The 25174-nt window shown below is 58.3% G+C and carries 20 protein-coding genes; 11 read left to right on the top strand and 9 right to left on the bottom strand.

Features of this window, described 5'->3' with window-relative positions; translation table 11 throughout:
* The first annotated feature begins 380 nt into the window (after positions 1-380).
* The gene (locus M5D89_RS03010; protein ID WP_248884302.1) at positions 381-992 is read left to right on the top strand and encodes a lytic transglycosylase domain-containing protein; all 612 of its coding nucleotides are present in this window, start codon (positions 381-383) and stop codon (positions 990-992) included.
* Between the two features lie 227 nt (positions 993-1219).
* Here M5D89_RS03010 and M5D89_RS03005 read toward each other — a convergent pair whose 3' ends face one another.
* Entirely contained in the window at positions 1220-1564 is a 345-nt protein-coding gene (locus M5D89_RS03005) for a hypothetical protein (RefSeq protein ID WP_038471420.1), read from the bottom strand.
* A gap of 275 nt (positions 1565-1839) precedes the next feature.
* Between M5D89_RS03005 and M5D89_RS03000 the strand changes: the two genes are divergently transcribed.
* Positions 1840-2514 carry a hypothetical protein gene (locus M5D89_RS03000; protein ID WP_248884300.1) on the top strand — a complete coding sequence of 225 codons (675 nt, stop codon included), beginning with the start codon at positions 1840-1842 and terminating at the stop codon, positions 2512-2514.
* Positions 2515-3107: 593 nt separating this feature from the next.
* Here the strand turns inward: M5D89_RS03000 and M5D89_RS02990 are convergent.
* Entirely contained in the window at positions 3108-4130 is a 1023-nt protein-coding gene (locus tag M5D89_RS02990; protein WP_248886423.1) for an IS5 family transposase, read from the bottom strand.
* 699 nt (positions 4131-4829) lie between these two features.
* Here M5D89_RS02990 and M5D89_RS02985 point away from each other — a divergent pair.
* Together M5D89_RS02985 and M5D89_RS02980 are read left to right on the top strand one after the other, a co-directional pair.
* Complete coding sequence (locus M5D89_RS02985; RefSeq protein ID WP_014002098.1) at positions 4830-5369, top strand: DedA family protein; 540 nt, start codon at positions 4830-4832, stop codon at positions 5367-5369.
* 775 nt (positions 5370-6144) lie between these two features.
* Entirely contained in the window at positions 6145-6936 is a 792-nt protein-coding gene (locus tag M5D89_RS02980) for a hypothetical protein (RefSeq protein ID WP_038471426.1), read from the top strand.
* A gap of 1678 nt (positions 6937-8614) precedes the next feature.
* Here the strand turns inward: M5D89_RS02980 and M5D89_RS02975 are convergent.
* Together M5D89_RS02975 and dinB (M5D89_RS02970) are read right to left on the bottom strand one after the other, a co-directional pair.
* Positions 8615-8881 (bottom strand): YMGG-like glycine zipper-containing protein, encoded by a 267-nt coding sequence (locus M5D89_RS02975; protein WP_248884298.1) that lies wholly within the window; start codon positions 8879-8881, stop codon positions 8615-8617.
* Positions 8882-9033: 152 nt separating this feature from the next.
* Positions 9034-10155, bottom strand: a complete 1122-nt coding sequence (gene dinB / locus M5D89_RS02970; RefSeq protein WP_248884296.1) for a DNA polymerase IV — start codon at positions 10153-10155, stop codon at positions 9034-9036.
* A gap of 254 nt (positions 10156-10409) precedes the next feature.
* On the opposite strand from dinB (M5D89_RS02970), the gene M5D89_RS02965 reads away from it, so the two are divergent.
* The 3 genes from M5D89_RS02965 to M5D89_RS02955 all read left to right on the top strand — a co-directional run bounded on the left by M5D89_RS02965 (position 10410) and on the right by M5D89_RS02955 (position 12899).
* A complete protein-coding gene (locus M5D89_RS02965; RefSeq protein WP_248884294.1) occupies positions 10410-10625 on the top strand; it encodes a type II toxin-antitoxin system HicB family antitoxin in 216 nt (71 codons plus the stop codon).
* Positions 10622-10828, top strand: a complete 207-nt coding sequence (locus M5D89_RS02960) for a type II toxin-antitoxin system HicA family toxin (RefSeq protein ID WP_248884291.1) — start codon at positions 10622-10624, stop codon at positions 10826-10828. The genes M5D89_RS02965 and M5D89_RS02960 overlap by 4 nt, the downstream gene beginning before the upstream one ends.
* A gap of 160 nt (positions 10829-10988) precedes the next feature.
* Positions 10989-12899 (top strand): putative bifunctional diguanylate cyclase/phosphodiesterase, encoded by a 1911-nt coding sequence (locus tag M5D89_RS02955; protein WP_248884289.1) that lies wholly within the window; start codon positions 10989-10991, stop codon positions 12897-12899.
* A gap of 175 nt (positions 12900-13074) precedes the next feature.
* On the opposite strand, the gene M5D89_RS02950 is transcribed toward M5D89_RS02955, so the two are convergent.
* The 5 genes from M5D89_RS02950 to M5D89_RS02930 all read right to left on the bottom strand — a co-directional run bounded on the left by M5D89_RS02950 (position 13075) and on the right by M5D89_RS02930 (position 19685).
* Positions 13075-13677 (bottom strand): DinB/UmuC family translesion DNA polymerase, encoded by a 603-nt coding sequence (locus M5D89_RS02950; protein ID WP_346347727.1) that lies wholly within the window; start codon positions 13675-13677, stop codon positions 13075-13077.
* Between the two features lie 24 nt (positions 13678-13701).
* On the bottom strand, positions 13702-14199 hold the full coding sequence (dinB, locus tag M5D89_RS02945; RefSeq protein WP_248884285.1) for a DNA polymerase IV: 498 nt from the start codon (positions 14197-14199) through the stop codon (positions 13702-13704).
* 541 nt (positions 14200-14740) lie between these two features.
* Complete coding sequence (locus tag M5D89_RS02940; RefSeq protein WP_248884283.1) at positions 14741-16000, bottom strand: hypothetical protein; 1260 nt, start codon at positions 15998-16000, stop codon at positions 14741-14743.
* Positions 16001-16312: 312 nt separating this feature from the next.
* Entirely contained in the window at positions 16313-16744 is a 432-nt protein-coding gene (gene ssb / locus M5D89_RS02935; RefSeq protein ID WP_215851611.1) for a single-stranded DNA-binding protein, read from the bottom strand.
* A 97-nt stretch (positions 16745-16841) separates the two neighbouring features.
* Positions 16842-19685, bottom strand: coding sequence for a DNA polymerase (locus M5D89_RS02930; protein ID WP_248884282.1), 2844 nt, complete (start codon positions 19683-19685; stop codon positions 16842-16844).
* 197 nt (positions 19686-19882) lie between these two features.
* Here M5D89_RS02930 and M5D89_RS02925 point away from each other — a divergent pair, with 197 nt between their 5' ends.
* The 4 genes from M5D89_RS02925 to M5D89_RS02910 all read left to right on the top strand — a co-directional run bounded on the left by M5D89_RS02925 (position 19883) and on the right by M5D89_RS02910 (position 25165).
* Positions 19883-22513, top strand: a complete 2631-nt coding sequence (locus M5D89_RS02925) for a DUF3854 domain-containing protein (RefSeq protein ID WP_248884280.1) — start codon at positions 19883-19885, stop codon at positions 22511-22513.
* 411 nt (positions 22514-22924) lie between these two features.
* Positions 22925-23989, top strand: coding sequence for an antA/AntB antirepressor family protein (locus tag M5D89_RS02920; protein ID WP_226823188.1), 1065 nt, complete (start codon positions 22925-22927; stop codon positions 23987-23989).
* Between the two features lie 115 nt (positions 23990-24104).
* Positions 24105-24650 carry a hypothetical protein gene (locus M5D89_RS02915; protein WP_248884279.1) on the top strand — a complete coding sequence of 182 codons (546 nt, stop codon included), beginning with the start codon at positions 24105-24107 and terminating at the stop codon, positions 24648-24650.
* A gap of 77 nt (positions 24651-24727) precedes the next feature.
* Positions 24728-25165 (top strand): hypothetical protein, encoded by a 438-nt coding sequence (locus M5D89_RS02910; protein ID WP_215851128.1) that lies wholly within the window; start codon positions 24728-24730, stop codon positions 25163-25165.
* The last annotated feature ends 9 nt before the right edge of the window (positions 25166-25174 follow it).

Genomic DNA, 25174 nt, shown 5'->3' with positions numbered 1-25174 from the left:
CGATCCATCAATGATGTCGAAGGCTCGGTGATTACAGAGATGAGCTGTCTGGGAGCTGATCTCCTCTATGTGTATGCCCCTCCGTGTGATGAGTCAGGGAAGGCAGCCCGACCTGCCAACGACTCTCTCGTGATGTTCTGGGATTTTCCTGGGATTTCCCGGACCTTCTTTCACCGGTCAGAGGCGCTGGCGATGTTTCTTCCGGTACGGTGGCTTCTGCGAGAGGGGCCACCGGGAGTCTGGGTATACACCACAATACCCGTGGTGTGGAGTAAAGATCCCGGAGATAGGGCGCTAAATCCTGTCCTTCACAAACTGGCGGCAAATGTACAGTCCGTTTTTGATCGCGTCTGCGGGGAATCAGTCCCCACGAGTCCCTCTTGCGCTCGGGATTGATCACCATGCGCCTGGGCAGACTTCGTCAGCGGGATCGATGGATCCAGGGACTCGTTCTGCTGCCGCTATTCGTTTTTCTCCCCCAATCCTTGCAACCCGCCCCGCCCGGTATCCCTGTTGTGTTGCAATGGAAAGTGATGGTGTCGGAGCGGAATCAAGCCTGGCATCGCTTGGCGGGATCCCTTGTAGCGCCAATCCGGCTGGCATCCCACAAGACGGGTCTTTCGCCAGCTCTTCTGGCCGCTGTGGTCTATGTGGAGAGTCGAGGGCGGGCAGGAGCAGTCAGTGCTGCTGGGGCCATTGGCCCCATGCAGCTGATGCCAGCCACCGCATGGACGGTTTTGCACGTCAACCCCTGGCAAGTGCAACAGAACATTCTGGGTGGGGCGCAGTTTCTGCAAAGCCTCCTCAAGCTCTTTCATGGAAACCTGACCTTGGCATTGGAGGCGTATAACGCCGGCCCCACCCGGGTAGCCTCGGGAGAACCGCCTCCACCATCTGCCGTCACCTACGCGAAAACCGTTGAAACGTTTCTACGGCGGGCAGAGGTTAGAACCGATTCGTCGCCGCAGAAGCGCTTCCTCCATCAGTTGTAGTATCCGGGAGGCGGTGGTGGCGGACCCGGTGGTGGTGGCGGAGGAGCCCCTGGCCCGGGCGGAGGGGGTGGTGGCGGTGGCCCGTAAACTCCTCCGGGACCCGGAGGCGGCGGTGAAACTTCTGCGTAACAACCCGTGAGCCCCAGGCTCAGCCCGAGGAGGGTCAACCAGCCAACTAGCCTCACGCCCTTGCGTTTGCGCCCATCAATGTTCATTCGTGTTCTCCTTCAATACCCATAGATCGAGCGGTCGTACTTGCGCTCTGCTTTGTACATCCTCTTGTAATATTTACGGCGCGCCTTCCAGTAGCGATGTTCCGCCTTACGCTGACGCTTCTCCCAGCGCCGCTCCCAATGCGCCTCTCTCCGATACGCCCGCCAGGAATATGCCGGACCGTAGCCATCGGTATACAGGTCCCCTCCTGCAGGTTGTACCCAGACACTGGCAGAGGGTACTCCCAAAGCCAAACTGAGCGTATCGGCCCGCGCGCTGCTGAGGCTTGTGGCGAAAACGGCCCAGAAGACCAATGGGATTCCCCAAAGAACTATACGGCTGTGAAGCTTGCTATTCATTGCTGCCTCCCTATCGTACTCTGCAAACCCAAGCAGGAAAGATGCCAATCCGTAAAATCCGCTGCCAGGCTGCGAAACTCTCGCATCTTCAACGCTGAGATGCCACTCCCCAGGCCGATTGGGGCTGATCTCGTCTCCTTCAGGCGACAGTTCTGGGGGAAGTGACCAAGGGGTTACACTGTTTGCCGCGGTATCCCCACGAAAAGGAAGGGCGTTTTGCGGTTGGCACGAGGATTGCTGACCTTGCTCACAAGCCGTGAAACAGGAGTGATCCCATGAAAAGAAATCGGTTGTTCGCAGTATTGATTGGCACCGGTCTGCTCGCTGCTACCGCAACGGCAGAGGCCTCTATTTACTCGGTCATGAATCAGGCCGACGTGTCCGGCAATGTCCAGGGCACCACCAACCAGTATGGCAACACTACCGGCGGCCTCGGTGTGCGGGGAAGCCTGTTTTCGAATGGACTTTTCGGTACCGCCAAGTATCGCCATCAATTCGGCACTGCCTATCAAGGCTATACGAGCGGTGACAGCAACACCTTTGGTCTGAAAATCGGTTACCTCTTCCCAGCAAGCCCGATTCTCGCAGTCGGACCGTATCTGGGCTACGAATACAACCGATTCTCGCAGAACGATGCGTATCTGAATTCCCAATCGTCTCAGAGCCTCGACAACCTTGGCGGCGGTTTGTACGCTGCAGCTTCCTTACCTTTTGCGAACGTAACCGGGTATCTGGGATATCTGGGGGGTGTCTCGGAAACCAGCCACGTCACAGGCTTTCCGCCCCTGCGGTATAACCGATCCTCGAATCTGCTGCAGATGGGGGTGACCGCCTATTATCCTCTGGTTGCCAATCTGAATTTCTTTGTGGGCCTACACGATGACGATTTCACCCAAGCCGGCGCCCCCAACCTGTTGCGGGGCACGGTGGGAATTGGAGCGGCGTTTTAAGCATTCCGTGATGGAATAAGGAGTCTTTCATGTTGCCGCCGAAGAAATCCTTGCTCTCGGTGTTGCTCGTATCGAGTCTTGGCTGGGTTGCAGTTGCGCACGCCGACCCGTTGAATTTCAGCCTCGATTTGGGTGGGTCTGGGTAGACCACAGGGTTCTCCAACTACCCCCAGCATTACTATGAGTACTACCCAGCGCCGCCACCGCCCCCTCCTCGAGGGGCACCGGCTCCGCCGCCCCTTGGGGCATATTTCGCGGGCTTGGGGATTCGTCCTCCACCGCCACCTCCTCCAAGGGCCCCTTCCACAGCCACCACCGGGAGGGTCACCGCCCAGATAGCCTCGGAAACCACCCCCGTTTCTCGTATAGATCCGTGGGCGTTATCTTTTGGGAAGAATGATTCGCATGGAGAAAGTCTTGACAGAATCTTCCTGGAAATGGCCGCTGGTGTTGGTCGCGGGGCACCTCGATAAACCCCAAAAATCAGACCACACGGCATGAAGAAACCTGTCGAGGCTCAAAAATGGACTTTTTGAGCCGTTTTCTCATCCTGTTGTAGGATTTTTTCCTCTATTTCCTGACCTCTGGACGCATTACGCCCCCAGAAAGGCCAAGCGACGCATATTGTAGACGAGCACCATCATGCCCATGGCGAAGGTGGCACGGGCCTGGCCGATGGTGCGGATCTGCTTGCCACCCCACTGGTGGATGGCGGCAAAAACATGCTCTACGCGTGCTCGGACCTTCGCGATGCGTCGATTCCGTCGCTCCTGACAGGCAGAAAGCGCTTTGCCTGGCTTCGCTTTGCGCTGAATCTGCGGACGATAGCCTTGCTCCCGTAAACGCTCCTCTCGATCGGCCCCAACATACCCTTTGTCGGCATAGATCTCCGCACTGGTGTTCCACTCGTCCAGCGCTGCTTCCAAGTGCTGGGAATCATGGACCTTGGCGGTGTCGGCAATCCAGGTCCGAACCAACTTGTGCTTGCGATCCACGCTCACGGTGAACTTGTAGCCGTGGTGGGACTTGCCATGCTTTTTTTTGGTCCAGCTGGCATCGACGTCCTTCTGCCGCCGCTTGGCGGGCTTCCAGTCCGCAGGGACCGCATCTTGTTCCAGCAGCGCCTTCTCCTCTTTCGTGAAATGTTGCCTGGGTGCCGGAACCAAGGTGGCGTCCACGATCTGACCGGCACGGGCCTCCAGACCATGGGCACGAATCTGTCGGTCCAGCTCGTTGAATAGGGCGGTGACACCGTCTACCCCGATCCGGTTCTCAACGCTCCAGATGGTCGTACGATCGAGGATGTTGCGGGAGTGCTCCAGGCCACAGAAACGCCGGAAACTGCGACGATCCAGCAGTTGAAACTCCGTCTGCTCGTCAGAGAGGCCATGCAAACGCTTGACCACCAAGACCCGAACCATCACCTCGGTCGGATATGGCGGGCGCCCACCTTTGGGCTGCTCCGGGCGGGGAGCGATCTTTTCTACCGCCTGCGCCAACGCAGAGAAATCGACCACCGCCTCGATCTTCTGCAGAGGATCCCCAATGGCATCCACCTTGTGGACGTACCCCTCATCGGCCAATAGGTCCTTCTTCACCGCAGTCCTGCGCGCAATCATCCCGTCTACTCCGTTGCAATCCGGCCTACCGCTATTCTATCAAACCCCGAGTGGCCATGAGGTTTTTCGAGCCGCCCCGCGGTACTGGGCCTATCCGCTGGAATGGGTAGCACTACGGTATCCGCGCATGTCATCCTCTCATCCAGAAGTGCGTGCCATTGGTTGCGCAGGAACGCGGTTCAGCCATCGCCCAGGACTCGAAGGATCTTTGCGCAGGCGCGCCGTTTATCGGGGACGAAAACCAGCATTTACCTGGATCGTAGCAAAACGATTGCGCACGTCGCGCACATTCCGGATGCACCCTACCTCACGGCGATTGTTGGCAGAGAAGCTCGATGTGTCGCAGTCAGCCCGGTTTGGCTTGATCCGCTCACTACCGCAGAAAGGCTCTGGCTGACCTTGGTTGGAATCGGCGGACTAGAGCATCCTCATACCTACAAAATGATGCTGCATGCTGCAGAAAACCCGCCCTCTGGACTGTTTTCTGGGCTTGCTCGCTGGTGGGGGCGTAGGACCGCGGATCGTGCGATTCTTGCCTCCGAGAAACAAGCCACTCTGTGGCTACGCAAAGACAATCCCAAAGCGGCCTACGCGGCGCTAGAGCGATTGCAGAGACTCCCAGACTTTGCCACGGATCACTGGTTACCCAAAATCTCCGCCCAGAAACGGGCAGTACAGCAAGGATGACGATACATCGTGCAATGGTTGCATCATGAGGCAATGGCATACCTGCAGGAACTTCACGCCACCGTGCAGGCAGGGGCTGGAGTTGTTGGTCAATACGGCGTCTGGATGGTGTTTGGCAGTCTGCTGATCGAGAGTGCAGGAGTAATCTTTGCTCCCGGGGAGACCTTTCTGATCGCTTCTGGTTTTTTGGCCGCGCAAGGAACGCTGAATCCGGGCTTGCTTTTCCTTCTCGCCGTTGCTGGCACCTCCCTGGGTTGGTTTCTCGCGTATTTTCTTGCGGACCGAGTGGGCATCTCCTGGCTACGCAAACACGGGAAATGGATCGGTGTGACACCTGATCGTTTACAGAAAACTCATCGATTCCTCGAGAAATACGGCAGCATTGTGGTCCTCTTTGGGCGTTTTGTGGTGCCACTGCGACAGCTTCAGGGATATATTTCCGGATCTGCAGAAGTTCCATTACGAGACTTCTACCTCTGGAATGTTCTCGGTGCCGTGACCTGGGTCAGCTTTTGGGGCGGTGCAGGGTATTTGTTGGGTTTGCTCTAGGCTCAGAGGCACTAGCTCCCCGCTGTCACGATATGACGACAAGTAGACATGAAGCTAACTGGCGCAGTGCAAGGTGATTGCGCGTGTTGTCCGTCAGATGAATGCACGACCGTCGCCATTTGAGTACATGCGACGAATGCTGTCCCATGATAAACACTTGCGGCCACATCTGGCATAGTTCATGCTTGAATTCCTTGGCGGTAACTCGAACGGAGGACGATCACCCATGAATAAAGCTCTTGCGTCAGCATTTTTTGGAATAGGTCTTGCGATGACTGCAGGTTATGCCGCTGCGGCATTGCCTCCACCACCGCCAGGAGGAACTGCTCCCACCCCTGGAGCCATGCCCCCACCGCCCGCAGCCATGACACCACCGCCACCTGGGGGTTCGGTGCCCACTCAGCCGGCCGGCACACCAACTCCTATGCCCACGAACCCTCCCTATCCAGCCCGTTCGTATGCAGCCACCCCCGCACAGCCTAATGGTCCCGGAAATCCAGCCACCCCGGCAATGCCTGGGAACCCACAGGCATACAACCAAGTCCAGCAGCATCGGCACGGTTACGTCGATAACGACGGTATGATGCGGGGCAATCACTTTGGACCCGGTGCGATGCATCCGCATGGAATGATGGCTCGTCCCATGATTATGCGTCCTAACATAGAGCGCCCGAATATTCAAAGGCCACACATTCAGGTGCCGCATTTCAGCCACTGACGTGCTCGCTCCAGAGGACATGCCCTCTGGAGCTCCTTCCGTTTTTGAGGATCTCGAATGCGCAAATACAAAACGGGTCTCTGTCTACTGATTGCATCTCCTGCCTTGGCGTGGGGATCCGCGCAGGCCTCCGGTCAGTTTACCATCGGAGATTTGCCAGCCTTCTATCAAGGCTCCTTCGGAACCAATAGCAACCTTAATATTTTCTATAACTCTACCTACTTTCAGTACCAGAATTCCACACTTCGGCTAAAACTTACCGTTCCCGAACTGTCCGTGTCAGGTTTACCTAATGGCGCCACTCTCTCAGGCGGCGGAATCGCCAGTAGGGGTCAAACCAACACAGGAACGCATAGCGCAAGTGGCATAGGGGACATCTGGCTGGCAGCTCACTATACTGCGATCCAAAACCAAGGGCTGGTCCCTTCGGTTGTGCCCTTCGCGAAGGTGAAGCTTGGCACTGCTTCGGCAGCCCAAGGGCTGGGCACGGGACGAAACGACTATGAGTTTGGGGTCGGCTTGAATGACAACATAGGCACGCGCATCTTTCCATTCGCGCACCTGGCCTATCGGATTGTGGGCAATCCTCCCGGCGATAATCTGCAAAACATCTGGACTTACAATCTTGGATCCAGCTTTGAAGTCACCCCGCGAAATATTTTCACGGCGATGTTTTCTGGAGCGCAATCAGAACAGCCCGGCTACAGTGGGCCAGCTGATCTAATCCTAGCCTGGAACTATAATCTCACTTCCGCAGGCTCAGGGATCCAGCTGTTTGTGGATAAAGGCTTAACCAATGGCAGTCCGGATTACGGTATTGGCTTGGGGGTACAATATGTCTTTTCGTGAGACTCTTTGAAAAAGGAGGTTCAACAATGAACAAGAATAAATCGAGAAGTTGGATGGCTCTGATTACAGCAGCATTGTTGCTGCTTAGTGCAAGTGGGGCCTATGCAGATGATGATGACGGAGACGGCTTGGGTTTCACCTTGGGGTTGGGGCTGCCAGGATTGAGTGCGGAGGTAAGCAACCAGGGGGCTTATTATGCCGCACCCGAATACTACGCACCCCCTCCGCCCGTAGTATATGCGCCACCCCCACCGCCTGCCGTCGTGTATGAACCTGCGGCGCCGGTCTACTACGCACCAGCACCGCGGCGAGGGCCGCCACCATGGGCTGGTGTCTGGCGGCACTAAGGATTGAGCCAATTAGCCAAGGAGTCCTGCCTCTGTTTTTTGCAGAGGCTGAACTCCCGAGGAGTTTTGCGATATAAACTCACTCAAGAAATGGCACGTTTTTTCGCAACGTCTAGGGGGTTTACTTTTTCTTCTCTGCGGATCGTTTATGGGGTCTCGCTGCAGGTTATGGATTTGCCCGTCGCACCCAGCGTCTCTCCAGTTTCGGTAAAGAATCCCGGAACTCTGCCCAGAGTGCTGCGGTCCGGGATCACGAATTTCTTATCGACGCCCTTCCATTTTCGGATTAGCGCCATCAGTAAGTTCCCGCCGGCACAAATCACTGCTTGGGGAGCGGTAGATCCGACTAATAGGGAAAGCGAAGCCTCTGCGCAAACCGAATTCTTTGCTAGGGTTTCCGCAACTGCGAGCAGCGAGACCATCGGCAACCAGGCATGGTATCACACCTCCCCTCCTGGAGGGAGCTGTCACACCGGGACTCTCCCTATTCAAATTCTCACATCTATCCCTTGGCAACGGCTTCAGCCGTACCTGCAGAACGTTACGGAAATACCAGGAGAAACCATCAGAGGAAAGTCAACATTGGCATATCATTTTGACGTCAGCGGAAGGGGATTGGCCGATCTCCGTGGGACTGGAGCCAGCTTTCGGCTTGGAACGGTGCAGTCCGCCAGCGGCACGATTTATCTGCGATCCGATCAGCCCTACTATCCGCAGATGGCAGTACTGCATGAAACACTCAAGCAGGACGGTTACCAGTACGATCTACAAGAAGTTATAAGCCACCAGAAATGGGGGAGATGCGCTCCATCTCCTTCCTCCCGCATAGGGGCTACTTGTAGACTATAACGCAAAAGCCAGATATTGTTGGAAGGAGTCACGATGGGAAAGTCAACATCGCCACCAATCGGAACAATATTCATTGTGCTCTCTTTTTTGACGGGTTGCGCAACATCCGTGCCAGAACAACACATAGTTCAGAACTCCAACATAGCAACCAACCAAGGGGCTAACGAAAAAGTGCAACGACTGCGTGATTCTTCCAGCGGTGCCTCCCGCATATCAAGGGAGTGCATCCGATATCACGAGATTCTTCACAAACTTCGGATCCGCGGGAGCAAACATCCCCTTGCTTCCAATGGAAGAAACGAACTAGCTCAAATTCGAGCCGTAGTTTCGCCATTGTGTTTATCAACAACCCCCGTGGGTTCACCATCGGTTGCGAGAGATGAGGTTGAAAGGGGAATTGCCGATCTACAGCAACTGCTGCGGCCAGGAAATTGAAATATCGAATGATACATGACTTTTCAAAAGGATACGTGTGCCTTGGGTCAGTTGCCGTTTAATCCGTTCTCAATTTGTGGGAGCGCTGCTCCAACCCCGGCGCCAACAGCCCCGCCCACCGCTGCACCTACCGCTGGATTGCCAGCAACTACCGTCCCCAAAACTGCCCCACCTGCAGCGCCAATAGCACCACCGCTCAGTGCTCTTTGACCCGTTGGGCTCATATTGGCACAGCCGCTGAGAAAGGCAATGGTAATTACTCCAATGGCCACCCGTAGAGCCGATTTATCATGTTTCTGGGTATAATTTGACATGATGACGCATTCCTCCAAGAATCTCAGTACAGACTCAGGCACTGTTCACGGAACAACATTCAATCGCTTCAGAACTTGATTCCCGCAATTTACACCGATTGATTACGAATGACAGCTTTCGCTGCATCACCTCCCATTCTCTTAACATGTTCTTACCGCAGATCGGAGATTTCGTCCAGCAAGTTCAGCTGGCGGGCGCCGCGGCTCGCCGCCTGGATTTGGGCGAGGCCACTCACTGTGATTCCGAGCAGACGCACGGACGCCCTCTGAGGAACTGCCCGATCCAGTAGTTCTGGTAGCAATGCCACGATGGTTTCCGTACTCCCGATGACCTCGGTCGCCGTGTGCGCTCGGGTGACCGTGGCAAAATCGGGAAAGCGTGCCTTGATGTTCACCGTGCAGCCCGCCAAGGCGAGTGCCTGGAGACGGGCCGCAACCTGCCCGGCCATTTGTTGTAACGTCGCCAGCATGGTCCTTCGATCCTCCAGATTTTCCGAGAATGTCCGCTCCGTACCCACCGATTTCCGTTGGCGGGTCGGCTGCACGGGCCGCCTATCGATCCCCCGCGCCACTTCGTAAAACCAAGCTCCAGCCTTACCGAAACACCTCATTAACCGCTCCTGCGTCATCGCCCGCAAATCCGAGACGGTGTCGATACCCATAGCGGATAGTTTTTTTACAGTGGCCGGACCCACACCATGCAGTTTGCCAACGGGCAGCGGCGCCAGGAAGTCGAGGCCACGTTCGGGCGGGATAACGAAAAGCCCATGGGGTTTGCGCCAGTCGGAGGCGAGCTTGGCGAGCAACTTATTGTAGGAGACCCCTGCCGAAGCGGTCAGCCCCGTTTCCCGATGAATGCGGCCCAGTATCTCACGGGCGATTTCGACCGCCAGGATACCATCGGCGGTGGCAGCAGTGACGTCCAGAAAGGCCTCATCCAGCGACAGTGGCTCCACGAGTGGTGTGTAGCTGCGCAGGATAGCCATAACCTGACGGGAGGCCTCTCGATAGGCATCCATGCGGGGACGGACAAAGATGGCCTGCGGGCAGAGGGAGCGAGCCCGTGCCGCCGACATGGCCGAGTGGATCCCAAATCGTCGAGCCTCATAGCTGCACGTCGCGACGACGCCCCGGCCATTGGGGTCGCCACCCACAATCACCGGCAGACCACGGAGCTCTGGCCGATCGCGTTGCTCCACAGCCGCAAAGAACGCGTCCATATCCACGTGGATGATTTTGCGGAGAGCGAGGCTGCGCTCTGGTGGGCTGGGCAATCGATAACCTCCTCGTCTGATCTGGAGAGTCTATCAGATGGCGTGTAACGAGGGCGGCTATAGACCAAGGATCTGGGGCTGACGGGCATCGGACGATTGTGCTTGCCGTCCGCCAATAGAAAGCGGTAAATTCAGCCAAGGTGCTGCGCCGTGGGCGGTAAGAGACTGATAGCGGTAATTCGTTGATAATCAAAATTATTCTGGGATTATAGCCCTACAGGCAGATTGTGAGCGCAGGGCGCGAGGCGGATCAGATGAAGCTCCATGTTGAGTACGAACAGGAAGAAGACGGGCGTTGGATAGCAGAGATACCCGAACTGCCTGGCGTCATGTGTTATGGCGTGTCGCGTAACGACGCGGCGGCTAAGGTGGAGGCCCTGGCGCTGCGGGCTATAGCGGATCGCCTCGATGAAGGTGAAATGGCGGCATCCCCCATCACTATCGAGACGCTGGAACGTGCTGAGGCATGAGCCAATGGCCTTCTTTGAAGGCGCGACTGGTCTTGGCCGCACTTCTCCGGATTGGTTGGCGCGTCAAGCGACAGACAGGATCACATCGAACGCTCGGCAGGCCGGACGTGGTGTTTGCGTTTCATGACGGAGAAGAAATCGGCCCGAAGATGCTGGCGCGGCTTGCCAAGCAGACTGGCCTTTCTCCGGAGGACTTGAAATGATTTCAATCGTTTTGTCTCGAAACAGCCCTCACTGGACAGATGGAAAACCCAGAAAATTAGGCCATCGGCCCACAGAGGTCAGCACCCACCAGACACGATGATGCCTTGTGTCTGGTAATATAGCGTAGACATAAAACCAGCCTGTTCTAACTATGGCCCTATGTTCTCCAAGCCACAGAAGCCCGTCTATCCCAGCCAATCGGTCCCCATATCCGACGACTTGATCGCAGAAGAGCGCTATCGCCTGACCGCGACGCTCTTGGAAAAGGCCACCGAGCTCGTCACCACAATGGATCACAGCGCCCTTCTGGAGGGGCTGTGTCGCACTCTCGTAGAAGCTACTCCGCACATCCTTTTGGCTTGGCTGTGGATCGGTCCTAGCAATAGCCAAGAGATCGTCCCGCAGATCGCCGTTGGGCCTGCCTTGGAGTATGCAAACACCCTCAAAATCCGCCGCAATCTGCTCACCAAGCGAGGGCCTGTATTTCAAGCCATCTCCGGAGCCGACTTGGTGGAAATGGGTATATCCAAGCGGTCACTCTACGGACCTTGGCGTCGATCTGCGCGCCGGTACGGGTTTCAAACGGCCATTGCCTTGCGGCTCTCGTGTCCAGACGAGAGACAATCGGGAGTCATCGTCCTTTACGGAGACTCAGAGGACTATTTCCAGAAGGTAGGGGAGGCCCCTTTCCTGGCCTTTGCGCGATCCGCCCAGTCCATGCTGCATCAGTGCTCCCTGATAGATCAACTCAAGGGTGAGGCCGTTACCGACGTTCTTACAGGGCTTCCGAATCGACGCAAGTTCCAATCGGAACTGCAACGACACTGTACCCTTACCCTCCAGAGCGACCGTCTGCTCGCGGTCGGAATGCTCGACTTAGACAATCTGAAAGATATCAACGATACCTTGGGGCATGCCGTCGGCGATGCCGTGCTCCAGGAGACGGCTCGACGAGTCTTGTCCGCATTGCGCACGGGCGATGTGTGTGCCCGATTGGGTGGCGACGAGTTTGGACTGATTGTTCGCGAGCTGACTTGTGTGGACGATCTGGAAATTCTCTCCCACCGTATCCTCGACGCACTGAGAGAACCCATCACAATAAACGACGACCTGTGTGTGGAGAACTCGGCAAGCCTCGGTTGGACCCTTTACCCTCTGGAGAATGAAGATCCGGAAACCTTGCTTCGGCATGCCGATCGTGCACTCTACGCGGCAAAGCATGGGGGAAAGGACCAGTTCACCTTGTACAATGCGTCTTCCGAAACAACCCCAGAAAACGATATCCAGCCGGTACGGCTGCTTACCCAGGCGCTGCAATACGGCTCGCTACGCCTACACTATCAACCAATCGTCCACCGCGCTCCGCAAGGTAGCGTGCGATTGGTCGGCGTGGAAGCTCTGCTCCGAATACACTCGGACGACCGGGTACTGACACCGGCCAGTTTCGGAAGCGCCCTGAACCACCAGCGACTGGCGCGCCCGGTTGGTCGATTCGTCCTGCAGAACGCACTCATTCAAGCAGAAGCGTGGCAAACCCAGGGGCTCGATATCCCTATAGCCGTCAACGTGAGCGTTACTCATCTTCTTGATCCGAAGTTTCTGGAGGATATCGAGAGCCTGGTGCTTGAAAATCCCAGCGTGTCTCCGGGAAATATCACGCTGGAGGTCACGGAAACCGCAGAGATATCGGACTTTCGACTGGTCTGTTCGATTTTGCAGCAATGTCGGCTGTGGGGGTTGGGCGTATCCCTGGACGATTTCGGCACAGGATACTCGTCTCTGACCTATATGCAGAAGTTTCCAGCAACATCCATCAAAATCGATGGCAGCTTCACGAAAAGCATACTGAAGAACAAAAACGATCTCGCCATTGTTTCCGGTATCATCGTAGCTGCAAACGGTATAGGGGTCGGGGTGATCGCTGAAGGCGTGGAATCCGTCGAGTGCGCCGATCTACTACAGACCATCCAGTGCAACACCCTTCAAGGATACTGGATTGCCAAACCCATGACGGCCGATAGCCTGGTAAAATGGATGCATGACTCTGAAGTCATAACCCACCGTTTTTGAGAGGCCTTTTATGCCGATTATGCCCGCAACGAAAATCAATGAGTTGTAATTCTCAAAATGCCATATCGGTATGAAGGCACGGTTTTCGGCCATGATGATGAGTTTTGAGAAGACGATGGCCAGCCTGCTGAATGTCCGCTCCCGCTGCATCACCGCCCATTCCCTGGCGATATTCTTACCGCGGGTTGAGGATTTCGTCCAGCAAGCACAACTGGTGTGCTACCTGGCTCGCTTCCAGGACGTCGACCAAGCTGCTCACGGTGATCCCCAGCAGGCGCACGGACGCGCTCTTGGGAACGGCTCGGTCGAGTAACTCTGGTAGCAAGGCCGCGATAGCATCCACGCTTCCGATGCCCTCGGTCGCCGTATATGCTCGGGTGACCGTGGTAAAATCGGGAAAGCGCGCTTTGATATTCACGGTATGGCCCGCCAGGTTCAAGGCCTGGAGGCGGGCCGCAACTTGCGCGGCCATTTCCTGTAGCGTAGTCCGCATGACGCTTCGATCCTCCAAGTTTTTGGAGAAGGTGCGTTCGGTTCCCACCGACTTCCGCTGGCGGGACGGCTGTACCGGCCGCTCGTCGATCGCCCGCGCCACGTCGTAAAACCAGCCTCCCGACTTGCCGAAATGGGTCACAAGAAACTCCAGCGAGAGGTTCCGTAGATCCAAGACCGTTTCCACGCCCATCGCCGAGAGCTTTTTGACGGTTGCCGGACCCACGCCATGTAGCTTGCCAACGGGCAGCGGCGCCAAGAAAGCGAGGCCGCGCTCAGGTGGAATGACAAAAAGCCCGTGGGGCTTACGTCAGTCGGAGGCTAGCTTGGCGAGCAACTTATTGTAGGAGACCCCTGCTGAAGCCGTTAGCCCCGTTTCTTGATGGATGCGATCCAGGATCTCCCGAGCGATCTCGCCTGCCAGGGTTCCGTTGGCCGTTACGGCAGTCACATCCAGAAAGGCCTCATCCAGAGACAGGGGTTCCACCAGCGGTGTGTAACTGCGCAGGATGGCCATCACTTGGCGGGAGGCCTCCCGATAGGCTTCCATGCGGGGACGGACAAAGATGGCCTGGGGGCAGAGCGAACGGGCCTTGGCTGCGGACATGGCCGAGCGGATACCAAATCGTCGTGCCTCATAGCTGCACGTCGCAACGACGCCCCGGCCATTGGGGTCGCCACCGACAATCACCGGCAGACCACGGAGCTCTGGCCGATCGCGTTGCTCGACCGCTGCAAAGAAGGCATCCATATCCACGTGGATGATCTTGCGGAGCTCCGGGCTGCGCTCTGGTGTTGGGCTGGGCAATCGGTAACCTCCTCACCTGACCAGGAGAGTCTACCAGATGGAATCCTCTGACGATGACGGGGCAAGGATGTCTGTCGTTGCGCGAGGCGACCACCTGGGAGGCGATGCTGCTTGCCGAGCGCCAAGGGAAAGCGATAAATTCACCTTGATGCTCACGGTCGCAAAGAAAGCGGTCATTTGCTGCCGATGATAGATTGACAGCATCCGACCCCATAACCGACTTTCCTAGCGTCGAAAATAGGCTTGTGCATTTCCGTGATCTTAGAACATGCCTATGAACTATTCTCAGGGGACCTCGAAAAACCCGTTTCGCCAAAATTCTGATGCCGTTGAATCAGAGAGTTGCGCCGATGTCCATGCGGGAATTTGAGGTTATTCGAGGTGCCCCTCAGATGATCTGATGGGGCGGGTGCAATCCGACCAGCAATATTAACGCATTGCAGTTGGCATTTGCCCGCTGCGCGAAAAATGGGTTGCCCAACAATACTTATGATATTCATGGAGTGGCAGATTCCCATTGAAAATAGTTTAGAGGCATGTCTTAGAATCGATGTAAGATGCGGGTCACGACTTCGTACCTCAGCTTAGTCTCCCGCGCCTGCCCCCCAAAGGCTGTTACAGCAAGGTCCTTTAAATATGGAATCCCGGCCGACATTGCTGTCGTTAAGGCACCGCTAGCTAAATTGCCGGTATAACCCCCAACTAGTGTGCCGCCGAGGATCGCCAGCAGGAAATTCAACGTAGACGACCCAGTTCGCTTAAGCAGGGCTTTGTCTGCGTTTAACTCCTTGGCTAGGTCCTTAAGCCCACCCCGTATCGCTTCAGCCGCTAGTGATGATTCCGCGATACTCAACTCAGCAAGCATTTCGCGGAATCGATCCAGTAGTTCGGAATCCTTCCGGATTGCAACAACATCCTCCCATACCGCAGCGTCGAGCGCTGGAAGTTGAAGGAAATTATCTTGCGAAGGCTTGTCTGTATAGCTTTTCCCGTTTGACCGGACAAAATCATAGACTATGCGATCACCTGGCAGCGAAGGTTCAAAACGACTCGCCAGCCGGTCGGAGGTAAGCGCGTTTAGTAATCCGTATACCAGGATAGGCATCTTCTCACTTATCCAAAGAGGCGTTCCAGCTTTCGCTCCTGTTACGGGATGATCGTCTTGAATAGTGATGCGTATGCCAGACAAGCGCGTCCCGAGACTGTAATCATGTTGCGGATAAGCCGTTCCAACTTTGTCGACCAAACCGGACTCCTTAAGAGTCATCGCAGTTTCCTGAAATTTTGGGAGATCATCCTCTACCAGTCGCTCCCAGGAGTAGAAACCAATGGCACCACACTGTACGAGCTGTTCCAACTTGAGTAGGCGAGGTATCGCCACAGAAAAGATTGTCCTGAGTGCGTCTTTCCGCTGTGAAGCTGGTATTTGAGCCACATGTTTCCATCCGGTGTGGATAACGGGTGCATTTGTGAAGTAGGTGCTGCCTGAGTCTGGCATTTTTTCCCAAACACTGGCTGCACTTGGTGCAATTGCCGAAAAGACAGGGTCTGGGAGCCATACACGCTTAGAAAGAAGGATGGGGACGCTGAGCGAATCGAGACGGCGCTGCGGCTGGCTACTGAATAGATCGAGCCCATCCCGGATACCGGGGTTCAGTGACCCAATCTTTGGCTCAGCAGGAGACGTGTAGAGTGCCTCTATGTCTTCGAGAAGCAGATCCACTTCCCGCTTCTTAAAGGTTCGTGGCGTGGTAGGGTTCTTATCTAGGTTCCAACTTCTGATGAATTCGAAGATATCCATATTTTTGATGGGAGATTTTCGATGCTTGATTAGGACGGCCGTATATTTATGGCTTACGCAATGTCTGCCTTTGATCGATATTATCCGATCCTTGCGGGTGGGGCAATGTCTGCTTCCGCTGCGTACCTGTCGTTGACGCACCATTGGCGAGCCCGCTGTAAACCGTCTTGTCTGGCGTAACTATACCCGTTCTGGACTTTATTACCCGCGAGCGGGTCGGCCCGAGCGCGCCGTTTTGAACGAAAGCCGCAGGCCAAGCACCTGAAGCATGTGTCAACTGTAGTTGACAGGAGTCGCGGTGATGGTGGGCCCCTAAAACGGGATATTGTCGAACTCGTCCCCAGGGACCGGATCCATTCCCTTACCTCTGTCCGACTCACCTTGGCCGTCGCGGTCGTCAGCGTCGCCATCCCGTCGTCCACCAACCATCTGGAGACGGTCGCCGACGATCTCTGTGGTGTAGCGGTCCTGACCCTCTTTGTCCGTCCATTTGCGGGTGCGCAGGCGACCCTCAATGTAGACCATGCTGCCTTTGCGAAGGTATTCCCCCGCGACCTCGGCCGTCCGGCCCCAGAAAACTGCCCGATGCCACTCCGTACGCTCTTGCTTGTTGCCGTCGCGGTCTTTGTAGGTCTCGGACGTTGCCACGTTCAGGGTAGCGTTGGCGGTCCCGTCGGGCATGTACCGCATTTCCGGGTCCCGGCCCAGGTGACCGAGTAAAATGGCTTTGTTGACTCCAGACATGGCGTTCTCCTTGCGTTTCAGAGGCTGGGAAATCCGGCCTTGGGTGGGTATAGCATCGGGTTGTTGCGATGGGCGGATAGTGGGGATGGTAGCCAGATCAATGCACCCACGCGTCCCCCACCTGCGTCTCGACGGCGGCGGGCACTCCATAGGGCATCAGGAATCGGTTGGCGGCCTCCACCATAGTCTTTTCGACGATCTGCACTACCTCATCTACCCGACTTTCCGGGACCTCCAGAACCAGTTCATCGTGCACGAAATTGATGAGCATGGCCTGGATGTCCTGGGGCAGGGTGCCAATGGCCAGCAGTGCGATTTCCGCTCCCGTACCCTGATCCTGATAGTTGGCTGCGGACGTCAGCTTGGAAGAGAGGACTATCCTGCCGGACAGCGTGGACCAGCGATAAATCTTGCCGGTCAGGTCCGCCTCTACCGGATTGTACGGATTCAGGATCGGCTGCTTTTTTTGCACGAAAAACCGACGGATCAGCCAGTGCCACAGGCCAATCTCCGGGTACAGGCGGAACCAGGCTTCGTGGGCCTGGGCGGCCTCCTGCCCGGTCCATCTGAGCCCGTACCCCACCACCCCGAAGCGGTGCAGACCAGCCGGCTGCTGGCCGTATAGCGCACCAAAGTTGACGACCTTCGCCGCCTGCCGGGCGTCTTTCATCCGCTTCTTGAGGATGTCGGTTTCCTCTGCCGGGAGACTTTGCAGGTACTGCAATGGCGACATCCCCCGCAGGTCAAATTCTCCGGACTGAGCCCGCATGGCGATGGCCGTCAGCAAATGCGGATCCAGGCCGTGCAGGTACACTGCGCGGAAGGGTAAGCGTTGCGGGTCCCCTCCGGTTGCCTTGCGTAGGCGGGAAACCCACTTTGCCAGATCGCAGGCCGCGGACCGGGCGTAGTCCTCGATCGCGGCTTCGCCGAAAACGGGCGGATCGGTTTCTATCAGGCTATCCGGCGGGTCCGGATCGCCGCTTTTCAGATACGCTACCAAGTCCGGGCAGTGCTCCAGTATCCAGCCAATCCGCTTGCGGATTCGGGGAAGGCTTTTGTAGTGTGGGCTGTCCCGGCCGCGGGAAAGGGCGTCCACCACCACGGACAGCACCTCCCAGGCCCGCACCCCGAGCGCCGCGGCAATTCGCAGCTCGATGGAAGCAAAATCGGTGGCCACGATCCGGTGCCCGGGACGAGCCGCAAACACCCCCCGGAATCGGGGGTCCCGGGGTACCTGCTGCAAGGACGGATTGGTGGCGGAGGTCCGTCCGGTGATCGTCGTGACGCCGGTCAGGGGGTGGATACGCCCGTCCCGCGTGTCTCGCGCACAGGCGGCCAGCGTACACAGCATCGCCCGCTCTTTTACCGCGCCTTGCACGGCGGCCAGCAGCTTGACCACTTGGGAATCGGGATAGTCGAAGGCCAACTGCTTCGCGTCCAGCGTGATGGATTCCGCCGGGCCGTCGCCGCCCGGCGAGTGAAACAGGGCCGAATTGCCCGTCTCCTGCACGATGGCGTGCGCGATGGCCTCTTTTACGGGGGCGGTCAGCCCCTTGCTGGGCGATAGCAGATCTTCTATGGGGCAAATCTTCCAGGGCTCCGGGTCGGGGTGCTTCTTTGTGGGCTTGCCGGGCACCTCGATGGTCTGCCTCAGCTCGGGCGCGATCTCCAGCAGTTTCTCCGCCGCTTCCCGGGCCTCCCGAGCCAGATCCGCATCGAGAGCGGCAGCCCGCTCGGCGGACCAGGGCACCCCTTTGTGGTGCATCCGGGCTATGGTATGGAGCGCCGTTTCCAGGATCCGGTACGCCGGAGCCGCCCGGGCATCGCCATCCAGGGCTTGCAATATCTGGACGGCGTCCGCCTCTTCGGGCAGGTGCAAGAGCTTGCGGGCAATGCGCAGAGGGGTTTCCACGTCCCCCATGCAATACTCCCAGTGCGCCCGGGTGAGCCGGTCCACCATCCAGTTGTGTGGCTTCTGGTAGGATTTGTCGAGGCTTTCCTGCAGGTAGAGCAGGGACAGAGATTGCAGGGACAGCGCCCCGCCGTCGCCGTCGTCCTGTTTTTTGCGGGACAGCTTCCCTTGCACATAGTCCCAGAGGGCGTCCCGTATGTTCCACTCGTGGATCCCGTTGGTGACCAGCGCCGCCTGCATCTCGTACAGGGCCTGGGGCCGGTGCGTCGTGGCCAGCAACAGGGTGTCGATGATGCGCCGGGGCCGGACCTCTGGATGCAAGGCCAGCATCCAGGCGTAGTCGAAACCCAGGTTATGGCCGATCCATACCTTGTCGTGGAGGGCTCCGGCCAGTGCGGCCCGGTGGTCTTCCATCAAACGGGCCAGATCGAAAGCCACCCGATACCCGTCTTGTGGGACGTAGAGGGATAGCACCCGTGCCCTGGGCCGGATGTCCAGGGAGCAGCCGGCTACAAGCAGTTCTTTGATGGTTTTGTCTCCGATCTTCTGCGAGAAGGCCGGTGCCACCGGGTGATCATAGGCCGAGAGGGCCGTCGTCTCGACGTCGAGCACCACGGCATCGGCAGCGGACAGCACGGCCAGGGTCTCCGGCAGGCGCTCGGATCCTGCAAACGCTGCCTCCTCCGCGGCCGCTGGCGAAAAGCGCTCTTCCTCCAATGCGGTAAACCCGGGTTCCAATACCGGGGATCGCACCGTCGGTTCCCCCAGATCATCGAGGCCCAGGTGCGGATCCGTATCTTCTTCGTTTTCCCAGGTACCCCCGGGATCTCTGGATAGATCCAAGCCGTTTCCATCGTTCGCCGCCAGCTGGATAGGGGTACCCACGGAAGATTCAAAATCCTCCGCCTGGGTTCCTTTGACATAGGTCAGCGTCCTGGTCGCGTTGTCCCAGACGGCGTCTCCAAGCGCGATATCCATGACTTCATCCGGGGTAAAAATCCGGTTGCCCACCACCACTACGCAGTTCATCAGAATTCCTCCTGCTGTTCCCGACGCCTGGACGAACCAGGCCCACGGGTAGGTATAGCCGCGGGTTGTTGCGATGCGCAGACAGCGGGATTTTCCCGCGGGGATCCGGGGATCGAAGGGCTTGGTGACGAATCGCAACGGATCCCGGCTATACCCGGAAAGGCGGTCGGCATCGGGACGCAACGAATAGCCGCTATATGTACATAAACCTTGCGCAGGTGACAGAGATGGTCGAAAAGCAAACGCTGCAAAATCTCGCGGAGGCCGACCTTGCGCGGTCGGGCCTGACGCTGGCCGATGTTCGGGGGGCGCAGGTCCTGGATCATGTCGCGGCCCGGGCCGCTCTGCGACGGGACCGGGAGCAACGCATCCACGCCGAAGGCGCGTACAGCATCCCGTACTACGCTCTGAAGGGAGCGCCGATGGCCGATCAGGATGTCCCTTTTTTGCGGCTGCGCCTGCTGGGGGCCCACGATGGGGAAACGCCCCGCTATCTGGCCCCCTCGGGGTCAGGCTCACACGTCTATGTTCCGTCTCAATTCCTGGATGCCCTGCCCCACGCCTCTGCGGGGGTCGCCGTGCTCACCGAAGGGGAGAAAAAAGCCATCGCCGGGTGCAAGGCCGGCATCCCGACCCTGGCCCTGCCCGGCATCCGCATGTTCCGGAACCCGCTTGGAAAAGACGAGGAAGCAAGACGGGGCCTGCTCCCCGAGCTGGCCGACCTGCTGCACCGGTTGGTGGAAGACTACGGGCTCCACACCCTGATTGTCCTCCTCGACTCCGACGGCAGGCCCCTCAAGAAATCCGAAGTCCCGCTGGAACGGATCGACAGCTATACCGGATTGAACGGCGGGCGATATGTCCTCAACGCCGACGTGTACTTCGCCGCGCTTCAGGCGGCGAAGCTCATCCGGGGGACTATCACGGGATTGCGGGTATCCGCCGGATGGGTGACCCCGGCCCAGGAAGGCAAAGGGAAGTCCCGCACGCTCCGCCATCGAGGCCTCGACGACCTGCTAGTCGATGCGGGAGAAGACGCCGGCCAGGCGTACTCTGCCCTGATTGCTCCACTGGTGGAGCGGGCCACCAACACGGATGCCACGGCGCGGGACGGAGGATACCTGCCGCTGGGCATGAGCAGCGATAGCCACGCGGTTGTGCTTTGGTCGCGGCCGCAAGACAACCTCATGACGGTTTCCCTCTCGGCCCTGACGCAGCAGCCCATGCTGGTGGCCATCATGGGCAGGGGGTATTTCGAGAGCCACTATGGGGACCTGGACGCGCACGGCAATCCCCGCTTCGACGCAGCCCGCGCCGGGCGGGAGATCACCGACGCCTGCATCACCCGGGGAGTTTTTTCGGAAGAAAGCCGGGTGCGGGGTTGCGGGGTCTGGCACGATCCGGACCTGGGTGGTCTGGTCATCGTCCGCCGGGACGGGGCGCTCGACGCCACAGGCCAGCCGGTGGAGCGGCTGGCGGAGGACCGGCGCAACATTTACACGGCCCAGGGCAAGAATCAGCCACCGTCCTACGTCCGGGCGGGCGAGGCGGAATACGACCAGGTGCTTCGCCGAATCCTGGGGGATTTCGGCACCTGGAATTTCCGCTACCGGAGTTCCGCCCTCCTGGTCCTTGGCTGGGCCTTGTCCACGGTGTTTCTGGGAGCCCTGGAAGCCCGGCCGAGCATCTGGCTGATCTCGCCCAGAGGCTCCGGCAAATCCACCTTGCTGGATTATCTGAACCACGCTCTGGGCGGCTACGCCTGGTTCACCGACATGGGCAAGGAATCCACCCCCGCCGGCATCCGGCAGGCGCTGGAGAGCAGTTCTTCCCCGTGCATCCTCGATGAGCTGGAGCGGGAGGCAACCAGCCAATCCGCGAGTGCGGCGCAGAACGCGGCCGGGATGCTCTCCCTCATGCGCTCGGCCTACAGCGCCCGCGGCGACGTGCGCAAGGGCACGTCCGACCAGAAAGGGCGCAGCTTCCGTATCGCCACAAGTTTTGCCCTGGGGTCCATATCGGACCCCACGCTCGAACCGGCGGACGCCAGCCGCATCGTCCGGATCTACCTGAGACCCCTCATCACCCGGTCCAGGCAACCAGCGGTTCTGTCCCTGAATGAGGCCCGGATACTCTTCTGGGGAACGATCCAGCGCTGGGACCGCTTCAGGAAGGCCCTGGACGCCTTGAAATCGGAGTGGCCCCATCTCTCCCCCGGGGGAGATGCCCGCGAGGCGGACACCTTCGGAACGCTCATCGCCGCCGCATGGACGGCTGGAGCCATGCCGGGAGTGCCCATGCAGGACATGGCGAAGGCCGTCATGTACGACCACGCCGAACAGGTGACCGAAGCCCGGGAGCAGGCCAGCGAGGCCGAAATGTTTCTGCAGGCGCTCTGCTCGGCGATCCTGACCATCGAAGAGACCGTCAGCACCGAAAACGGTGACGACCGGGTACAGCGGGTCACCGATACGGTGGGGGAGACCATCGCCCGTGTGCTGCGAAAGCCCACCCCGGACCCCGATGACGAAAAAGCCCTTGCGATGGCGGGAATGGCCGTCAAGACGACGGGAGATAGTCCATGTTTGGCTGTGGCGGTGCGCAACCCGGGCCTGGCCAATTTGCTTCGCGGGACCCGATGGCACGCGGACGGATCCTGGGGGTCGGCGCTTCGGGAAGTGCCCGGCGTAGAGAAAAAAGTCGCGTGGCTACGAGGGACATCGGTGAAGGTGTATCTCATACCGGTAGCGGCCTTGCCGATCGTGTTGGATGCAGATTCGGGGGAGGCCCCACATCCCAGACATCCGGTGGCCAGTCTCCTGATGTAGCTGTGAGTTCCAATCACCTGCCTTGACCGCCTGATGGGCGGTCTTTTTTTGCTGCCTGGAGCCTCTCAACGACCGACCCCCTTACCGGTCTTACCAAAAGCTATACCAGATGGTAAGGGAGTTTTTCTTTATTTTTCAGATACCTTACCGCCCCTTACCGGTCTTACCGCTTTTGACACCAAAATATGGAGAAAAAAATTTTTCCGAACCTCTCCCCTATATGAGAATCAGTTCCATCTAAAAAACGAAATTTTTCCTCGCTACGAGTGTCATTTTGCGGTAAGGGTGGTAAGGATGGTAAGACCTATGAAAATTAAGACATTTTTCCCTTACCATCTGGTATAGCTTTTGGTAAGAGTGGTAAGGTTGTTGAAAAATAAAGGATTGTTTATCGCCAGAATGCAGGCTGCCATGCCGGACGCCGCGCAGCCCCTGGCCGCAACGCCTCTTGGCTATACCACCATGGAACTCACAGCCAAGGAGATCACCATGGAAAAGCGCATTTCCCAGAACCAGGACCTGGAAATAGCCCGTTTGCTGCCCATCCAGACTGCGGATCTGGACCAGGAAGCCCTCCCGACCGCCAATGCCCGCGATCTGCACAGCTTTTTGGAGGCGGGCAAGGACTTTTCGACCTGGATCAAGGACCGTATTGCCAAGTTCGGATTCATCGAAGGGCAAGACTATGTTTGTATTGAAAGTTTGAGCTCCCCAAATTTGGGGAGCTCAAAATCCCGCGCCCAGCGCACCATCGAGTACCTGCTCACCCTCGACATGGCCAAGGAGCTGGCCATGGTCGAGAACAACCACAAGGGCCGGGAAGCCCGGAGGTACTTCATCGCCTGCGAGAAGGCGTTGCGGGAGCGGCCCCGCAAGCCCTCCTGTGGAATTCCCGACTTCGACCCCCAGGAAGTAGAGCGGGTAAGCCGGATGGCCCGGCTCGTTGAATCCTATGCCCGGAACTTCCGGGCCATGGGGATGGGCTTGCCCGACCGGCAGGAAGCCCTCCTCAACGCCATGTGGGACCATCACGGGATAGATCTGCGGGCGTTTCTGCCGAAGGAGCGCGCTGCTGAGCGGGGTTGGGAAACTGACCGATCCGGGCTCCGAGATCCGGAGGCCTTCCTGAGAGCGTTGATCTGTGCCCCGTTGCGGAGAGGTCCAGAGACGACGCTGGTAGGCCATGCCTTGTATGAATCGGCTATGTGTGAGGATCTTGCCAGTAAACACGCCCTTGCCCTTGTGGGTCTGGCCGCAAAGTGGCGAAACGGCCTCCCCTACCTTGTGGTGGCGGTACGCAGTCCTGAACTTGCTGAGGTGCTCAGCGGTACCCTCTGGCATCGCAACGGATCCTGGCGGGAACCGTTGCGAGCGTTGCCCGGTGTGGAGAAACGCGCAGCGGCTTTCCCGGATCGCATCGTCAAGACGTATTTCGTCCCTTGGGAGGCCATCCCTTTGCGTTCGCTGACCGGATAGAATGGTTTGCCATCTTGAACACCTGCCCTGGCCGCCTTGCTGGCGGCCTTTTTTGCGGGCTATCGCAACACGCTCTGGCTATACCGACAGGAACTAGGAATCCTGGAGCGTTGTCATGAAGAAAACCAGCACACCGAAGCCCAGCAAAAAAGACCGGGCGGCCCGGGTCCTGCCGGCCACGGACTTGACCCTCGCCCTGCTGGAAGCCCGTCTGTTTCTGGAGCAGGGCGTCCCGCCCGCCCCGCCAGGCGTCTTGAACGCCACGATCGTGGCCGGGCTGCTGCGGGATGCGGTCATCCGTCCCGCCCTCGATAGCCTGGCCTTTCTGCACATGTCCCAGGCCCACGATCTCACGGTGCGAAATGCGCCGTGGATAGCGGATAACCCGGAGGCTCCGCGTAAGCCCGAGGGATACCTCCCCATGTTCCAGTCTCCGGCCGGATTCCTGGTCGGATGTCTGCTCTTTCACTATCTGGTCCTGCTGACGGATCAGTCCACCCATGCGCACCGGACCTACCGGGCGGCGGCGGAAGGGCAGCGGCTGGTGATCGACGTGGACATGGCGAAGCCCTCCATCCAGATTTATCTTCCCGAGCCGGTCGCCCTGGCGATAGGGCACGCGGTAGCCTCGCACCACATCCTCGGCAAAAGCGTTGCGTAATCCCGGCTACCGATCCCAGCCGGCTCCGGCTATACCCCGGTACGTGGGCTATACGCACTGGAAACCGGAGAACCCCAATGCTGGAAGACGATTTTCACACCCTCGCGGCGGCGGCAACCGCCCGCCTCTTTGCCAACTTGGTTTTGGTCGCCCAGGAGACCAGCCCTGTGGATCGGCAGGAGGATTTCGACGGCCGTTGCCGGGATCTGCTGACCGACCTGCAGTCCGGCCTCGATGCCTGCTTGCAAGATCCCGGCGAGCGGGAGCCCTACATTTTTGCCCTGCATTACTGCGACGCAGCCAAGGGCAGGTATTGGCACGACCCGGTGGCCTTGGCCATGGAGGCCGGACTCAGCCACCTCGCGCCTGCTTTCGAGGAGTTGTCTCAAACTCCAGCCGAAGCGATCCGGGGCTGGCTCCAAGCGCACGCGGACAAGCCGCATACCCTGGCCTGGCTGTCCGAGCAGACCGCCGCTTTGATGGTGGCGGACGCCTCCACGCAAACCGTTCAGTGAAAGGGGGAT

Source organism: Acidithiobacillus acidisediminis (assembly GCF_023277115.1).
Lineage (GTDB): Bacteria > Pseudomonadota > Gammaproteobacteria > Acidithiobacillales > Acidithiobacillaceae > Igneacidithiobacillus > Igneacidithiobacillus acidisediminis.
Note: the sequence above shows the minus strand (reverse complement) of the source record. Positions and strands in the feature narration are given on the sequence as shown.

What these genes read in the sequence shown, in the direction of transcription:
- M5D89_RS02915 (WP_248884279.1), top strand. Translation starts at nt 24,105, where the DNA reads ATGAAGAAAACCAGCACACCGAAGCCCAGCAAAAAAGACCGGGCGGCC.
- M5D89_RS02940 (WP_248884283.1), bottom strand. Translation starts at nt 16,000, where the DNA reads ATGGATATCTTCGAATTCATCAGAAGTTGGAACCTAGATAAGAACCCT.
- ssb (WP_215851611.1), bottom strand. Translation starts at nt 16,744, where the DNA reads ATGTCTGGAGTCAACAAAGCCATTTTACTCGGTCACCTGGGCCGGGAC.
- M5D89_RS02960 (WP_248884291.1), top strand. Translation starts at nt 10,622, where the DNA reads ATGAGCCAATGGCCTTCTTTGAAGGCGCGACTGGTCTTGGCCGCACTT.
- M5D89_RS03005 (WP_038471420.1), bottom strand. Translation starts at nt 1,564, where the DNA reads ATGAATAGCAAGCTTCACAGCCGTATAGTTCTTTGGGGAATCCCATTG.
- M5D89_RS02910 (WP_215851128.1), top strand. Translation starts at nt 24,728, where the DNA reads ATGCTGGAAGACGATTTTCACACCCTCGCGGCGGCGGCAACCGCCCGC.
- M5D89_RS02920 (WP_226823188.1), top strand. Translation starts at nt 22,925, where the DNA reads ATGCCGGACGCCGCGCAGCCCCTGGCCGCAACGCCTCTTGGCTATACC.
- M5D89_RS02965 (WP_248884294.1), top strand. Translation starts at nt 10,410, where the DNA reads ATGAAGCTCCATGTTGAGTACGAACAGGAAGAAGACGGGCGTTGGATA.
- M5D89_RS02925 (WP_248884280.1), top strand. Translation starts at nt 19,883, where the DNA reads ATGTACATAAACCTTGCGCAGGTGACAGAGATGGTCGAAAAGCAAACG.
- M5D89_RS02975 (WP_248884298.1), bottom strand. Translation starts at nt 8,881, where the DNA reads ATGTCAAATTATACCCAGAAACATGATAAATCGGCTCTACGGGTGGCC.
- M5D89_RS02955 (WP_248884289.1), top strand. Translation starts at nt 10,989, where the DNA reads ATGTTCTCCAAGCCACAGAAGCCCGTCTATCCCAGCCAATCGGTCCCC.
- M5D89_RS02980 (WP_038471426.1), top strand. Translation starts at nt 6,145, where the DNA reads ATGCGCAAATACAAAACGGGTCTCTGTCTACTGATTGCATCTCCTGCC.
- M5D89_RS02930 (WP_248884282.1), bottom strand. Translation starts at nt 19,685, where the DNA reads ATGAACTGCGTAGTGGTGGTGGGCAACCGGATTTTTACCCCGGATGAA.
- M5D89_RS03000 (WP_248884300.1), top strand. Translation starts at nt 1,840, where the DNA reads ATGAAAAGAAATCGGTTGTTCGCAGTATTGATTGGCACCGGTCTGCTC.